We start from the raw sequence: 14,238 nt of genomic DNA on the forward strand, positions 1-14,238 counted from the left end.
CTGCGCTTGTCAGGTCCTTTACAACCTCTCCTGCCAGAATCAGCCCGGCCACGGAGGGGACGAACGAAATGCTGCCCGGCACCTGCCGGCGGATGGTGCATTTGCGTTTGGTGTCCGGCGGGCAGATGCAGTGGTGCTTGCAGCTGTTCGCATCGTCGTCGATGGGAGTCAAGGGCGGCTCTTTGGAATAGACCACCTTCAGGGAATCGATGCCGCGCTTTCTCAGCTCGCTGCGCATGACGCGGGCCAGCGGACAGACGGAGGTTTTGTAGATATCCGCAATCTCAAAGCGTGTGGGGTCTAGCTTGTTTCCGGCCCCCATGCAGCTGATGATCGGCACATTCGCGGCCTTGGCGCGCTCAATCAGCACCAGCTTAGAAGAAATCGTGTCGATGGCATCCACCAGGTAGTCGTACCCGCTCAAATCAAACTGATCGGCATTCTCCGCTCCGTAGAATACCTCGTGAAGCTCTACCTGTGCCTTGGGGTTGATGTCGAGAATGCGCTCACTCATTACCTCAACCTTTTTTTTGCCGACCGTTTTTCTGGTGGCGATGATCTGGCGGTTGATATTGGTCAGGCAGATGCGGTCGTCGTCAAACAGCGCAAAGCTGCCGACCCCGGAGCGGGCAAGAGCCTCCGCGGTAAAGCCGCCTACTCCGCCGATTCCGAAAATCGCTACCTTTGCCTGATGTAGGCGCTGCATACCCTCTTCTCCTAACAGGAGCTGTGTTCTTGAAAATTCGTTGAGCATTCTGGATTCCTTTCCTGTTTGCCGTTTTCTGCACGGCAAGGTCTGTGTGATCAAAAGTAATATGAAAAAGCGTTCTATTTTACTGACAGTCCCATGCCGGTAGGATCGTTGCCCAGAACTTTCCGTTGAGCGGCGGCGGGGGAATATGGTACCATCAATACAGTTGTCCCGCCGCCCGAAGCTTTTCTTGGGCTTACGGCGTGAGGTTATTATATCATCCGTTTCTTAAATCATAAAATGCGAAGCAAATCAAGTTTCGCTTTACTCCGGAACGATGATTCAATGCTCTCTCAGCCGCCAAAAGCTTTGCTTTTGCTTGCGGCGTGAGGTTATTCTATCATCCGTTTTTGAATCATAAAATGCGAAGCAAATCAAGTTCGGTTTTACTTCGGAACGATGATTCAATGCTCTCTCAGCCGTCGAAAGCTTTGCTTTCGCTTACGGCGTGAGGTTATTATATCATCCGTTTTTGAATCATAAAATGCGGAGCAAATCGAGTTTGGTTTTACTCCGGAACGATGATTCAATGTTCTCTCAGCCGCCAAAAGCTTTGCTTTTGCTTGCGGCGTGAGGTTATTATAACGCATTTTCTGCCCGTGGTAAATACCTTTAACGGGTGGACTGATACACCAGTGACGCGATAATCAGCTGCGCCAGAATGATGAGCGGCAGACCCAGCATAAAGCGCTTGTGCTGGGTTTTGTGGCGGATGATGTGCATCGTGACCAGCATGGCGGGTGAACCGCCGAGAATCGCGAGGGTGAACAGGTTCTTTTCCGGAACACGCCGCCCGTGCGTGCGGGCCTGTTTTTTATCGTATACCGTAACCGCGGCGGCGATCAGATTGATCACGCCCAGGTACAGAACGATTCCCGTCGGGTGTGAGAAAATAAGCTCAAACATATTCGTGCTCTCTTTCTTGTCCAATTTTTTGCTCAAATAAGAGCGGACAGGTCTTTTTTGGCAGATGGCGCATTATAAATATAGAGAACGGCAGCGGACAGGTTCTAGTGATGTCATTTTTAAAAAGCTGTTGATTTCGCGTACAGTGATTCTGAAAGCGAATTGATTTTCAAAAAAGGGAGGATTGTAAAAATGAAACACGAGCGTCTTTGGCAGGGCTACGGGGCCAGCGTGGCGGCGGTAGCTTTGCTGATTGCCTCGGTTCTTCTGACCATGGCGGTGCAGGGAGGGCCTCCCGGGCAGGGACAATCAGGTCCGGAGTCATCCGGCCAAACTTCCACGGCGTCCTCTGCGTCGGAGTCGTCCAGCTCCGGCACCAATCCGGTGAACACGGTTCCGGGGGACGAAATGCGGGCTGTGTGGGTCCCTTATATGAGTCTGGCGATGAATGCGGAGGCAGACCAAAGCCAGGCGGCTTTTCAAAAAAAATTCGATGCGATTGTGGCAAATGCCAAAAGCAAGGGAATGAATACCCTGATTGTTCACGTGCGCCCGTTCGGCGACGCATTGTATCAGTCGGATTATTTTCCGTGGTCGCATATCTTAACCGGAATGCAGGGGGTCAACCCAGGGTACGACCCGCTCGCGTATATGGTGCAGGCCACGCACAAGGCGGGCCTGAAAATCCACGCGTGGGTCAATCCGCTTCGCATTCGGACAAACAATACGCCCACGGCGCTCGCACAGAACAATCCCTATAACAAATGGCAGCTCCAAAAGCTTTCGGGGCGGACGGTGACGCTCGATAACGGCGTTTATTATAATCCTGCATATCCTGAGGTGCTCAAGCTCATTACCGACGGCGTGGCCGAAATCGTAAAGAAATACGATGTGGACGGCGTGCAGTTCGACGATTATTTTTATCCCACAGAAAGCAGCATCTTTGATACCGGCTCCTACGGGGCCTATCTGGCCGAGGCGAAGAAGAGCGGCAACGCCATGGATTTATTCGAGTGGCGGCGCGCCAATATCAACAAGATGGTGTCGATGGTGTATCGCGAAATCAAGAGCATCAAGCCGGGTGTGGTGTTCGGGATTTCTCCGCAGGGGAATGTACAGAACGATTTGCGCATGGGCGCGGATGTGGTTTCGTGGGCTTCTACGGCCGGATACGTCGATTACATATGCCCGCAGCTGTATGTGAATTTTGAGAATCCCATTCTCCCGTTCGACGACGGCGCCAAGCAGTGGCGGCAGATGGTCACGGCCAAGGGGGTGCAGCTGTATTTCGGGCTTGCGGTGTACAAGGCCGGTTCCGACGCAGATGAGGGGACCTGGAAAAAATCCAATGACATTCTGCAAAAGCAGGTGGAATTGGGGCGGCAGATCGGCGGCGGAGGCTTTATGTTCTACGCTTATGATCAGCTCGATGCCGAGCACAGCCGCGAAGAAGTACAGAATGTCATCAAGCTGCTCAATTGATCGGGGCGGGTCGCTCGGCCTGTATTATTTTCGATCATCCATCCCGTTTGTCAGCGGGAAAGAAGCTCTCCGGTGCAGCCGTCCTCGCCGGCAGATGTGATGCGTACCGGCAGAATCTGCCCGTGCAGCGGCTTTCCAGAAGAGACCGTCACCGGGGTGTAGTTTTCGGTGTAGCCCTCGTAAACGCCGGGGGCGCATTCCCGTTCGAACAGTACGCCGGCGGTTTGACCAACCTGCCTCTGGAAAAATTCCCGCATGGTGCCGAGGGTGACTTCGATCATCGCCTTGCTGCGGCGATCCTTCACTTCCTTTGTGAGCTGATCCGGCGCGGAATAGGCCACAGTGCCGGGACGGCGGGAGTAGGCGAAGACATGCACCTTCGCAAAGCCGATTTCTTCGGCAAACGCGAGGGATTCAGCGAATTCCTGCTCGGTTTCCCCGGCAAAGCCGACCATGATATCGGTCGTGATGGCCGCGTTCGGGAACGCCGCGCGCAGATTCTGAACGATCTCACGGTACTCCGTGGTATCGTAGTGGCGGTTCATGCGGCGCAGGGTCGCATCGCAGCCGCTCTGCAGGGAGAGATGAAACTGCGGACACAGTTTTTTCTGTGCCGCCAGCCGCTGAATCACCGGCAGGCTGAGCTGCTCCGGCTCCAGTGAACCGAGGCGCACCCGCTCAATGCCCGGCGTGCGGCATGCGGCTTCCACCGCGTCGCACAGGTGCAGGTCAAGCTCCTGCCCATAGGCGGAAAGGTTGATGCCGGTCAGAACGATCTCGCGGAATCCCCGCTCTCCTAAAAGCCTTAACTCCTGCTCCAAATCCTCCAGCGGCTTCGAGCGCACCCGCCCCCGGGCATAAGGAATGATGCAGTAGGAGCAGAACCGGTTGCACCCGTCCTGAATTTTAATGAAGGCGCGGGTGCGTTCCTGAAAGTCCTCGATCTGCATCGGTTCAAACGAACCCTTGCGCTCGTGTGGAACGATATCGATGATCCTCTGGTGCGTCGACAGATACGTCAGGATGTCCGGCAGCAGAGCGCTGCGGTTTGAGTTGCCGAGAATGACGTCCGCGTCCGTAAGGGCTTCGACCTCTTCGGGGAACGCCTGGGGCATACAGCCGGTCAGCACGATCACCGCGCCGGGGTTCTGCCGGCGGGCGCGATGCAGCGTCTGGCGCACTTTATGGTCGCTGGTTGCGGTTACGGTACAGGAATTGATCAGCACCACGTCCGCCGATTCTCCCATCGACGGGGAAAATCCGGCGTGCAGCAGCTGCTGCAGCATTGCCTGCGATTCATACTGATTGACCTTACAGCCCAGTGTAATCACATGTACTTTCATGGAAGGATCCTTTCGGGAAATTTTTCATTCTTTTTGGGATTTGTTTTTCCTCCCGTTTTTGCCGGGGGAAAAATCTTTTTTCAGTCGTTTCACAATAAAATGAAGATAATTGAAGATAATTGATAAAAAACTTTGAAAAAGTCAAAACGAGTAGAAATAACTGGATTTTTGATATTGACCAACAGACAACTGTACGTTATGATAGGAAACGTACAGATCTTTCACAGATTGATTCAAAGAATAGGAGATGTCGACCATGTATACGACCGATATTCTGTTGTCCAGCATAGAAGCAGTGAAAAAATTTGTTACTTTGGCGAACCGGTATGATTTTCCGATCAATCTAAGAACCGACAAGTACACAATAGATGCAAAGTCCATTATGGGAGTATTCAGTTTAGACCTGTCCAAACCGGTCACAGTAGAGCTCGAAGGGCCCCAGGCAGAGCACTTTATTGCAGAACTTGCGGAATTTCAGCCGCAGAACGCATAATACAATTCCCGGTATTCCGCGAATTGAAAGCCCGGATGATTCCGGGCTTTTTTATTTATGCGCTTTCGCCGGCCTGCTCCAGCTCCTCGGACAACTCGCTCCAGGTCAAAAACACCGAATCGGACTGTTCCTTCAGCCGGGAAAGCTCCTTTGTCAGCTCCATCACCGCTTCGTAGTCGGCGGCGATTTCCGGTGAGTGCAGGCGGGTCTGCACCTGCTCCATTTCCTGCTCGAGCTGCTCCATCTCCTGCTCCGCGCGTTTGATGGCGGCGCGGGTCTTGCGCAGCTTTGCTTCCTGCTCCTTGCGCTGCTTGTAGAGGTTTTTCTGTTCCGGCTCCTGCTGTTCCTTCACAGGCTCCTTTGCCGTCTCTTTGACGCGCTCCAGATAAGCGTCGTAATTGCCGATATATTCCGTCGTTCCGTCTTTGTCCAGAAAATAGATCCGGTCGGCCAGCTTGTTGATCAGGTAGCGGTCATGCGACACGATCAGCAGGGTGCCCTCGTAATTCTGCAGCGCGTTTTCCAGCGCTTCGCAGGAGCCGATGTCCAAATGGTTCGTCGGTTCGTCCAGCAGCAGAAAATTCGCGCGTGAGAGCATCAGGCGCAGCAGCAGAACGCGGGCGCGCTCTCCGCCGCTCAAAGCGGCGACCGGCTTAAATACGTCGTCGTCCTGAAACAAGAAGATCGCCAGCGCGTTGCGAACCTCTGTCTGCGTCATGGACGGGTAGGAATCCCAGATTTCGTCGATCACCGTTTTTTCGGGATGCAGGTCCTCCTGAATCTGGTCGTAGTAGCCGACGTCGATCCCCGCGCCAAAGCGGATTTCACCGCTGTCCGGCAGGTAGCGCGACAGCAGTGTTTTCAGCAGAGAGGTCTTTCCGCAGCCGTTTGGGCCGATCAGAAAAATGCGCTCGCCGCGGCGGATTTCCAGATCGACGTTGCGGAACAGGGGAGCTCCGTCAAAGCTCAGCGAAAGGCCAGAAGCAGCAAGAACATCGTTGCCGCCGCGCTGAGATGGCTCGAAACGGAAGCGGATGCTGTCTTCCGCCTCATCGGGCTTTACGAGGGTGCTTTCGAGCCGCTCGATCACCTTCATTTTGCTCTCCGCCATGCGGATGTTGCGCTCGCGGTTCCATTGCCGCTGCTGCGCTACCATTCCCTCTAGGCGAGAGATTTCTTTTTTGGTGCTTTCGTATTTTCTCTGCGCCGTCAGGTCGTTTTCCTGCTTTTGTGCCAGATAGGTGGTGTAATTCCCCTTATAGCACGTCAGCCGATGGTTCGATAGCTCAAAGGTACGCCCTGTTACACGGTCCAGAAAATAACGGTCATGCGAAATGACCAGAAAAGCGCCGGAATACCCTTTGAGAAAGTCCTCCAGCCATTCGACGGAGGCGATGTCCAGATGGTTTGTCGGCTCATCGAGCAAAAGCAGATTCGCGCCGGAAAGCAGCAGCTTTGCCAGCTGCAGCTTGGCCTTTTGTCCGCCGCTCAGCACGCCGACCGGCATGGCGGTTTGTTCGTCGTCAAACCCCAGGCCCAGCAACGCAGAGCGGGCACGGGAGCGGCAGGTAAGGCCGCCTTCGCGCAGAAAGCGGTCATTGAGCAGCATCTGGCGCTCAATCAGCTCGGTCTGGTTCTGCGGTTTCCCCTGCAAAGTCAGGTTGATTTCTTCCAGCTCGCGCTCCATCCCGAGCAAGGAAGCGAATACGCTGAGAACCTCGGCGTAAGCGGTTTGCTCCAGATTATTACAAACATGCTGCTCCATATAGCCGATCACAGCGTCCCGCGAAAGGTGGATTTCGCCCCCGTCGTTCGACAGATCGCCCGTCAGCATCTTAAACAGGGTGGTTTTTCCGGAACCGTTGACCCCCACAAGGCCAATTCGGTCGCCGGACTGTATTTCAAAGGAAACGCCGCTGAACAGATCCTCAGCGCCGAATGCCTTTCTTAAATTGCTCGTACTCAGCAAAGCCATGTTAATGCAAGCTCCTTCTTGAAACGGCAGAACAATAGAAAAGGCGGTCATCCACCGCCCAAAGACCGTTGACCCGGCCGCCGTTTCTCTTTCAATATTATAGAGGAATTTTGCGATGAAATCAAGAACAACGCGCAACATCGGCTCCTTTGAGAGAAAACGGGTAAATTTGTGGACATTTTTACAGCGGCGGTGATATAATAACCTTACGGCAGGCTGAGCCTGCACGCACGTCGCGGGAAAACAAACAGAGCAAACTACCTGATTCCACGTGCAAATGACTTCATGCGAAGGTATCGATGCTGATGAGAGCGCTTTGAAAGAGCCCGCCCCGGCCTGAGAGGCAAGCTCGCATAAGCGAAAGCAAGGCTTCGGACGCATGAGAGCGCATGGAATCATCTGCCACTGGGAAAACAAAACATTCTGCCTATTTGTTGCACCAAAGAGAGCAGCAGATGATATAATAAACTTATGTACCTGTGTACAAGTATCACCGTCAAAGGAGGGGACTGCTTATCCGATACGGTATTTCAACGGCGTGCCTGTATCCGCAGGAGACCGCCCAGTCCTTGGCCCAGCTGACCAATGTGGGATTTCGGTTATTTGAAATCTTTTTTAATACGTATGGTGAGCTCAGGAAGGATTATCTGAACAATTTAAAATCAATCCTGGATTCTTCGGGATCAGCTGTCAAATCGATCCACCCTTTTACATCCGGCTTTGAAAGCATGATGTTCTTTTCGGATTACGACAGCCGCTTTACGGATTCTCTGGATTTTTACCGTAAATATTTTGAAGCCGCCGGCCGGCTTGGGGCCGGAATACTGGTGCTGCACGGCCAGCGCGATTACCTGTACAGCACGCTGAGCGAAGAGGAATATTTCGAGCGGTACGCGCTGCTCTTTGAGGCTGGCCGCCGATGCGGGATTCAGGTGGCGCAGGAGAACGTCAACCGCTTCCGCAGTGAAGACCCCGGCTTTATCCGCCGGATGCGGGAGTATCTGGGGGAAAGCTGCTGCTTTGTATTCGATATCAAGCAGGCTGTTCGCGCAGGCAAAGATCCCTTTGAGATGTGCAGTGCCATGGGGGACCGGCTGGTGCATATCCATCTGAATGACAACAACGGCAAATCGGACTGCCTTTTGCCCGGTGACGGCACCATGGACTATGCGCGGCTGATGAAGCTGCTGGATGAATTCGGGTACAGCGGCGATTTTATCATCGAGGTTTACCGGAAAAGCTTCCCGAATCTGGACCATTTGCTCGACAGCAGGCATTTTGTAGAACAATTGGTGAAATAAATCGCCGAAAATATTGCAAATTACGCAAAGATAATGCTATAATTTTAAAAGCTGCTGTAAAAGAACAGAGGAGGGTCATGATCTGTGAAATGCCCGTATTGCGGTTTTGAGGAAAGCAAGGTAATCGATTCCCGCCCGACGGACGAGGGCGAGAGAATCCGGCGCCGCAGGGAATGCCTGAAATGCGCCAAACGCTTTACCACCTATGAGGTGATCGAAACGGTTCCCATTGTGGTGATCAAAAAGGATAAATCCCGTCAGACGTTTGACCGCAACAAGCTGCTCAACGGCCTTTTGCGTGCATGCGAGAAGCGCCCGGTCTCTATCGATACGCTTGAGCGCGTTGTGGACGAGATCGAAACGATGCTGCAGAATTCTCTGGATCGCGAGGTGCCCTCCAGCCTGATTGGAACGTACGCGATGGAAAAGCTTAAGAATATCGATGAGGTCGCGTATGTCCGTTTTGCGTCGGTATACCGGCAGTTTAAGGATCTCAATACCTTTATGGACGAACTGAACAAGCTGGTGAAAAACCGCAGCTAAATCTGCGAGATTGTTTTTCAGGGCCGGATGCTTTCTGCATCCGGCCCTTTTTGGCGTTTGGCGGGTAAGCTTGGTTTTTTTAGAATGAAAATAAAAGGATGGCGCCGCGCGGTGCGGGAATGCTAAGAAAAACAAACGAAAGGAGCAATTCTATGGCAAAAGCAGGAATGCGCAGGCCCGACCCGAAAGAGCCGCACGGAACAGAGAGCAACCACAAAACGCATCTGCCCAAAAACGATGTTCCGCCTGTTCCGGAGCTGCAGGGGAAAGCGAAGCATACAAAAGAGAAGGCTCGTCCGATCATCGAGCCCTGATCTGACCCCGAACGCAAATATGCCGCAGCGGCGGGCGCTCTTCCGGATAGGACCGGGAGAGCGCTTTTGTATGCAAAAAATTTCAGGGCGATCCCGCGTGAGAGGAATCCACCCTGAAATTCATAAAGTGCTTTTGACGATTTGGAGGGTGCATGGGTTGGTTTGGCCGTTTACCTTTGACGGCAGCCTCTGTCCTCACAGCCACAGTCCCCGGACTTAGGCGGGAAAAATTCGTCCGTGGGGAAATCGATCCGGCGGAACAGCTCGCACGGATCATCCGAGGTGGCCTCACACTCTTTTTCCGGAATACAGAAATCGTAAGCGGGGATCAGCATTTGCACATTACGCACGATCTGCACGATGGTGAAAATACCGATGGTGACATATACTGTGCGGCGAACAGGATCCATTACGAAATCACTGCCATATCTTCTGCAGATGCAGTCGGGAATGCGGCAGCAGATCTCACAGGGATTTGCGGGGCAGTCGCACACTCTGGCAGACAGGGCGACGGGTTCTGCCACCTGCACTGTTGCCTTGGGCAGTGCGCGGCAGGCCCAGGACTGAACTTCCAGATCATCCAGCCCGCAGTCGGAGCTGAACATCTTTACGTTGCCTTCGCTGCCGTACAGAATCACCTTTTTGTTGAATACGGCGATGCCGTTCACCTGAACGGAACCAGAGGTAGGCGAGCAGTAAACATCCAATGCAACGTCAAAGAAGAAAGTCATGTCTACGGAATAGAAGCCCTTGTTGAAAGGCACGGATTCCAGATCCAGATAAACCGTGATGACCTCGACATTTCTAATCTTGACAGTTGCCGCTTCGTTGATCAACTGCTGTCTATCCGGCGTAAAGTATACACGCAAATCTTCTAAGCAGTCTTTGTCGCAGGAGTGTGCGGCTTAGAGGTAAAGCGGCTTGAAAAAGAGCTCGAGCTGAAACTGTGCCGGCTTCCAGTCTTTTTCTTTGTAATAGGTGGCACGCTCGAGAATGGATTTCAGAAGCCGGTTCCTGCTCTGTGCGTCCAGGGTGGGGTAGAGCCGCAGCGCTTCCTCGATTCTCTCGCTCATCGCAGCGGCGGGCTTTACCGAGAGCTTTGCGGCGAATTCCCTGCGGGAGCTGTCGAGCTGCGCCAGCCGCTCTTTGATGGCGGCTTCGCGGCGCAGGAACAGTTCAGGCGTATATGTGCCGCGCTCCAGCAGCTCGCAGATGGCATCCAGCTGCTTTTTTGCGGCCCTGATCTCACTGTCGATTGAATCGAGCGTTTGGGCATAGGGATGATCGGTTTGTTGCTCCGGCCGCTGCTTTGCCCGCAGTTCCCGAAGCTGCCGCGCCAGCTCGCGTAGGATCGCCTGCTCTACCATCGGCAGCTGGCTTGAGACGACGCAGCCTTTCTTCTGGCACAGCAGGTACGGTTCCGGGCTTCGGTTCATGACCTGCCGCTGCATCAGGCCGCCGCAGTTTTTGCAGTAGATCAGCCCGGCCAGCGGGTTTTCCACCCGGCCGGTGTAAGACGGGGGATGGTGCCGCCTTTCAAAGATCTCCTGTGCTTTCTCAAAAAGTTTCTCGTCGACGATCGGCGGATGAATGCCGTCCGTGATGATCCATTTTTCTTTCGGGTTGGAAACGGCGATGCTTTTTCCGCTGCCCTTGCGCAGATGTGTTTTCTGGTTCCAGACAATTTTTCCGATATACACATTGTTTTTGAGAATTTTCATCACGCTGGAACGGCCAAAACGGTCGGACCGGCGCGGCCGCGCGCCCATGGCATTGACCGTTTCGGCGATCATCTGACAGCCGGCGCCTTCCTCAACATACATCCGGAACATCAGGCGAACAATTTTCGCTTCGTCCTCCTTGATTTTCAGGGTGGGCTTTTTGTTTCTGTAGGTCTTTTCATATCCATACGGGGCGTTGGCAATATATCCGCCGTCCTTGATGGTCCGCTGGGTACCGGCTTTCAGGCGGCGCTTGATCATTTTCAGCTCCTGCCGGGAGAGAAAGGTCTTGAACTCGGTGTAATCCTCATCGGCGTCGTTATCCAGATCGACCGTTTTTACCGGCGTCATGATCTTGGTGCCGCTGGTTTTGAACGTTTCCAGAATGATGCCCTGCTCCGCCATGGAGCCGCGGCCCAGGCGGTCGATATCCATGCACAATACGGCGTTGAACTTTTCCGCCTCCACGTCCTTCAGCAGCCGGAGCATTTCCGGCCTGGCGTACAGCGCATCGCCGGAAACGACCTCCTTGTAGATGTTTTGCTCCGAGATCGCCAGCGCGTTCTTTTCCGCAAATTCCAGGAGGGTTTTCCGGTGGCGTTCCAATGTTTCCTCCACCGGCTCGTCGGCGTCGTCCGCGCGCGATTTGCGCAGATAGATGGCTATGTTTGCGATGCGGCTCCCTCCTTTCTGATTCTTGCCGAAACTCCCTGCACGGCCCGGTAGTTATGTATGAGGGATTGTTCCTCTTTATTCCTCCTGCCTTGTCGGAGCAGCGGTTCAGTCATAGGACAATCGCGGAAGATCATATTTTGAGGAACGGGAGGTGAGCCGCTTGAAAAAGAAAGAGGTGGGGGCCCCCACAGTGATCGTGCGTTTTTTGCCCGGTACGGCCGAGGACGTCGCAAAGAACCGGGCCGCGTTTCAGGCGGCGCTTGAAATGGGGTTGTCCCGTCTGAACGGCTGCAAAACCGCAGTCGAACCGGACTGGGAAGGCAACGAAGAGAACTACCGCAGCTACCGCAAAAGAAAGCTCAAAGAACAGGAGCAATCAGGTGAGTGAAGGGGAAATGCGCCCGGTGCGGCCGCATTGGGCTTCCGAAAACCGGACAAGCCTGCCCGTGCCTGACCGGCGGGCCTGCACGGCGCCCATGTAAATCCAACAGAAAATCCGGGAAATCATTCGTGTGCGTTTCAGCCATAAAAAGAAACAATCGGTGCACCTACAGGAGGCGAACTTATGGTAAAATGGACTGGTTCAGTCGGCCGTCGAGTTTCCAGCTTCCCGGCGGCATCCGATATCGTTCGTAATGATCCTTTGAACGGAAGGAATCATAAAGGATAGAAACCTGGAATTCGGGCTGAAACAGGAGGCTTGGGAGGATTCGCATTCCAGCCTGCCGCTAAAATTTGTGAAATGAGGGATTTGGAGTATGAAAGAGTTTACAGGCGTCGTTAGAAACATTGATTTAGCAGGCCGCATTGTCATCCCAAAGGAACTGCGCCGTACACTGGGATGGGAAGTTGGGGATCCTCTCGAAATAATCGGTCAGGACAATGGCCTTGTAATCAAAGCATATAAGCCGGATCCCCTTGCTGTAACCAATGAGGAGCTGCGCCGGCGTTTAAAAGAGATCAATCAATTAACCCTTTCTTATGAGGCGAGACAGCTGTTTAATGTTCACGAGGCCTTTTCTCGGATACGGCAGATCACCAACCTCAGTGATCTGAAAGACAACTGTGGCCCGTGATGCTTTTTGGGATCGTTGCCCGCAAGAAATCAAAGCGGGCGCCAGCATGCGGTGTCCGTCATTCGTCAAAGCGCCTGTGTCGATGATGATCGATCAGAGCTTGCTGATTAATGATCACATTCAAGGTGGCAATGACATTTGTAAAAAAGCTGCACAATACCCTTAAAGAATGAATATCCTGTCCTTTTGCAATTGCTACCGCAAAGCTTGTGGATAAATAGGATAACTCTTCCGGGCTACAATCTTTCAGCATGTCATTCACCTCACTCCATATTATTCTGCGATCGCTATTTTGAATACCAGCCGGCGATTTCCGGCGCAAAGGTCTGTTGGCGGCGGCCATGCGGACAATCTGTGGAGCAAAGGCAAGGGAGCGAAGAGGATTTTAAACAGCCTTTCCGGCGAATGGGCAGACGGTCTGGGAAGATTGGCAGTCAAAAGAAAAAATCAGTACCCATCCTGTCGGATCAGTACTGATTTTTCTACGAACAATGAGGTTAGTTTGCTATATTGCTTTTAGCACCTGCGTTCGCACAATAATCTTTCGATGATATCGTCGAGCAGACGTAAATCGGAATTGTTCAGATCATCCAGCTGGGACAGAATGTTCCTTAACGCCTTTGAACTTTCACGGTCACAGCTTGACCCATTATTGCTGCTGCGGCTGAGACTCTCACTATCGTTGTTTCCGGAAACTCTTTCATTCCAAAAATCGGCAGATGTTCTTGCCATGTCCTTGCCTCCTTTTTTAAGATTGTAGTACATAATATGCGGGTGTTCTTAACTCGTCCATGCATTTCTCATGAAAGATATTTTGTTGACGGTCAGGTCCTTTCGATACTTATTTTCAGGAAACAAACCAGAGGCAATTTAGCGCACAGTTCCCCTGTAGGGAAGCTGCGCAGCGATGATACAGGCCAAAGAAACAGAAAACCCCCATGGGTACTGGGCGTTTTTTCAGCTCAGTTAAACATTTTCCTTTTTTCTCATATTATGTGAAAGAGAGGGGGAAGCGGTATTATGAATAACAGGTCTTCCAATTCCTATTGTCATTCTGATTGTAAAATAACAGATATGGGTCCGCAGCCGTTCGTAGTTGATATCGAAGCGGCCACCAAACAAAATAACAACTATCGTACCGCATTGTGGACAGGGAAATACCTGCAGGCAACGCTGATGAGCATTCCGGTCGGCGGAGATATCGGACTGGAGATTCACCCTGACACCGATCAGTTTTTACGGATTGAGCAGGGAAACGGCGTTGTCAAAATGGGAACCGGTAAAGAGAATCTGAGTTTACAGAAGTGTGTTTCTTGCGGCTGTGCCATCTTTGTACCGGCGGGTACATGGCATAACCTGGTCAATACAGGAAATGTTCCTTTAAAGCTGTATACGATTTATGCGCCGCCCCATCATCCGCACGGTACGGTTCACAAGACAAAGGCCGACGCATTGGCTGCCGAACACCAAGAGGAGAAAAAAATCAAATCCATCTATGAAATGAAGAGCCGAGCCGTATGATCATTCCCAATGGCGTGTGAAGGGCTGGCTTTTTGAACGCAAAGGGACAGAATCGGGGAAGTATCCTGCCCCGATTTTTTATGTCCTTTCTGAGAAATGATTTTTCCGCAGACGGGGATGGAATCCCGGCTGCGGAA

16 protein-coding genes are annotated in these 14,238 nt (G+C 52.7%); 8 read left to right on the top strand and 8 right to left on the bottom strand.

The annotated features are described in order from the left end of the window. Positions 1-754 (bottom strand): tRNA threonylcarbamoyladenosine dehydratase (locus TY09_RS15970; RefSeq protein WP_042436440.1); only part of this gene is annotated, 754 nt, incomplete at its 3' end. Between the two features lie 609 nt (positions 755-1,363). Continuing rightward, a complete protein-coding gene (locus tag TY09_RS15975; RefSeq protein WP_009060993.1) occupies positions 1,364-1,657 on the bottom strand; it encodes a DUF1294 domain-containing protein in 294 nt (97 codons plus the stop codon). Positions 1,658-1,849: 192 nt separating this feature from the next. Here TY09_RS15975 and TY09_RS15980 point away from each other — a divergent pair, with 192 nt between their 5' ends. After that, on the top strand, positions 1,850-3,139 hold the full coding sequence (locus TY09_RS15980) for a glycoside hydrolase family 10 protein (protein ID WP_042436422.1): 1,290 nt from the start codon (positions 1,850-1,852) through the stop codon (positions 3,137-3,139). Positions 3,140-3,189: 50 nt separating this feature from the next. Here the strand turns inward: TY09_RS15980 and mtaB are convergent, their stop codons facing one another. Then, entirely contained in the window at positions 3,190-4,482 is a 1,293-nt protein-coding gene (gene mtaB, locus TY09_RS15985; protein ID WP_042436424.1) for a tRNA (N(6)-L-threonylcarbamoyladenosine(37)-C(2))-methylthiotransferase MtaB, read from the bottom strand. 256 nt (positions 4,483-4,738) lie between these two features. Here mtaB and TY09_RS15990 point away from each other — a divergent pair, with 256 nt between their 5' ends. Continuing rightward, the gene (locus TY09_RS15990) at positions 4,739-4,975 is read left to right on the top strand and encodes an HPr family phosphocarrier protein (RefSeq protein WP_009060989.1); all 237 of its coding nucleotides are present in this window, start codon (positions 4,739-4,741) and stop codon (positions 4,973-4,975) included. A 55-nt stretch (positions 4,976-5,030) separates the two neighbouring features. On the opposite strand, the gene TY09_RS15995 is transcribed toward TY09_RS15990, so the two are convergent. Then, the gene (locus tag TY09_RS15995; RefSeq protein ID WP_042436443.1) at positions 5,031-6,950 is read right to left on the bottom strand and encodes an ABC transporter ATP-binding protein; all 1,920 of its coding nucleotides are present in this window, start codon (positions 6,948-6,950) and stop codon (positions 5,031-5,033) included. A gap of 569 nt (positions 6,951-7,519) precedes the next feature. On the opposite strand from TY09_RS15995, the gene TY09_RS16000 reads away from it, so the two are divergent. The 3 genes from TY09_RS16000 (at position 7,520) to TY09_RS18680 (ending at position 9,108) form a co-directional block, all read left to right on the top strand. After that, positions 7,520-8,251, top strand: coding sequence for a sugar phosphate isomerase/epimerase family protein (locus tag TY09_RS16000; protein ID WP_042436426.1), 732 nt, complete (start codon positions 7,520-7,522; stop codon positions 8,249-8,251). Positions 8,252-8,335: 84 nt separating this feature from the next. Further along, positions 8,336-8,794 carry a transcriptional regulator NrdR gene (nrdR, locus tag TY09_RS16005; protein WP_009062936.1) on the top strand — a complete coding sequence of 153 codons (459 nt, stop codon included), beginning with the start codon at positions 8,336-8,338 and terminating at the stop codon, positions 8,792-8,794. A 152-nt stretch (positions 8,795-8,946) separates the two neighbouring features. Further along, positions 8,947-9,108, top strand: coding sequence for a hypothetical protein (locus TY09_RS18680; protein WP_009062929.1), 162 nt, complete (start codon positions 8,947-8,949; stop codon positions 9,106-9,108). Positions 9,109-9,278: 170 nt separating this feature from the next. On the opposite strand, the gene TY09_RS16010 is transcribed toward TY09_RS18680, so the two are convergent. Further along, on the bottom strand, positions 9,279-9,944 hold the full coding sequence (locus tag TY09_RS16010) for a hypothetical protein (protein WP_009063056.1): 666 nt from the start codon (positions 9,942-9,944) through the stop codon (positions 9,279-9,281). Between the two features lie 69 nt (positions 9,945-10,013). Next, on the bottom strand, positions 10,014-11,504 hold the full coding sequence (locus tag TY09_RS16015; RefSeq protein WP_326520126.1) for a recombinase family protein: 1,491 nt from the start codon (positions 11,502-11,504) through the stop codon (positions 10,014-10,016). A gap of 151 nt (positions 11,505-11,655) precedes the next feature. On the opposite strand from TY09_RS16015, the gene TY09_RS16020 reads away from it, so the two are divergent. Both TY09_RS16020 and TY09_RS16025 read left to right on the top strand, forming a co-directional pair. Then, positions 11,656-11,892, top strand: a complete 237-nt coding sequence (locus tag TY09_RS16020; RefSeq protein ID WP_242841517.1) for a hypothetical protein — start codon at positions 11,656-11,658, stop codon at positions 11,890-11,892. A 370-nt stretch (positions 11,893-12,262) separates the two neighbouring features. Beyond that, positions 12,263-12,580, top strand: coding sequence for an AbrB/MazE/SpoVT family DNA-binding domain-containing protein (locus tag TY09_RS16025; protein ID WP_009062914.1), 318 nt, complete (start codon positions 12,263-12,265; stop codon positions 12,578-12,580). Between the two features lie 58 nt (positions 12,581-12,638). On the opposite strand, the gene TY09_RS16030 is transcribed toward TY09_RS16025, so the two are convergent. Both TY09_RS16030 and TY09_RS16035 read right to left on the bottom strand, forming a co-directional pair. Next, the gene (locus TY09_RS16030) at positions 12,639-12,833 is read right to left on the bottom strand and encodes a hypothetical protein (protein ID WP_009062939.1); all 195 of its coding nucleotides are present in this window, start codon (positions 12,831-12,833) and stop codon (positions 12,639-12,641) included. 263 nt (positions 12,834-13,096) lie between these two features. Beyond that, complete coding sequence (locus tag TY09_RS16035; RefSeq protein ID WP_009063172.1) at positions 13,097-13,312, bottom strand: hypothetical protein; 216 nt, start codon at positions 13,310-13,312, stop codon at positions 13,097-13,099. Positions 13,313-13,600: 288 nt separating this feature from the next. Between TY09_RS16035 and TY09_RS16040 the strand changes: the two genes are divergently transcribed. Next, positions 13,601-14,101, top strand: coding sequence for a cupin domain-containing protein (locus TY09_RS16040; protein WP_042436436.1), 501 nt, complete (start codon positions 13,601-13,603; stop codon positions 14,099-14,101). The last annotated feature ends 137 nt before the right edge of the window (positions 14,102-14,238 follow it).

The sequence above is a fragment of the Faecalispora jeddahensis genome (assembly GCF_000577335.1).
GTDB lineage: Bacteria > Bacillota > Clostridia > Oscillospirales > Acutalibacteraceae > Faecalispora > Faecalispora jeddahensis.

Bases quoted from the DNA above. Each gene is read 5' to 3' on its own strand.
- TY09_RS15975 (WP_009060993.1), bottom strand. From the start codon at position 1,657: ATGTTTGAGCTTATTTTCTCACACCCGACGGGAATCGTTCTGTACCTG.
- TY09_RS15980 (WP_042436422.1), top strand. From the start codon at position 1,850: ATGAAACACGAGCGTCTTTGGCAGGGCTACGGGGCCAGCGTGGCGGCG.
- mtaB (WP_042436424.1), bottom strand. From the start codon at position 4,482: ATGAAAGTACATGTGATTACACTGGGCTGTAAGGTCAATCAGTATGAA.
- TY09_RS15990 (WP_009060989.1), top strand. From the start codon at position 4,739: ATGTATACGACCGATATTCTGTTGTCCAGCATAGAAGCAGTGAAAAAA.
- TY09_RS15995 (WP_042436443.1), bottom strand. From the start codon at position 6,950: ATGGCTTTGCTGAGTACGAGCAATTTAAGAAAGGCATTCGGCGCTGAG.
- TY09_RS18680 (WP_009062929.1), top strand. From the start codon at position 8,947: ATGGCAAAAGCAGGAATGCGCAGGCCCGACCCGAAAGAGCCGCACGGA.
- TY09_RS16025 (WP_009062914.1), top strand. From the start codon at position 12,263: ATGAAAGAGTTTACAGGCGTCGTTAGAAACATTGATTTAGCAGGCCGC.
- TY09_RS16030 (WP_009062939.1), bottom strand. From the start codon at position 12,833: ATGCTGAAAGATTGTAGCCCGGAAGAGTTATCCTATTTATCCACAAGC.
- TY09_RS16035 (WP_009063172.1), bottom strand. From the start codon at position 13,312: ATGGCAAGAACATCTGCCGATTTTTGGAATGAAAGAGTTTCCGGAAAC.
- TY09_RS16040 (WP_042436436.1), top strand. From the start codon at position 13,601: ATGAATAACAGGTCTTCCAATTCCTATTGTCATTCTGATTGTAAAATA.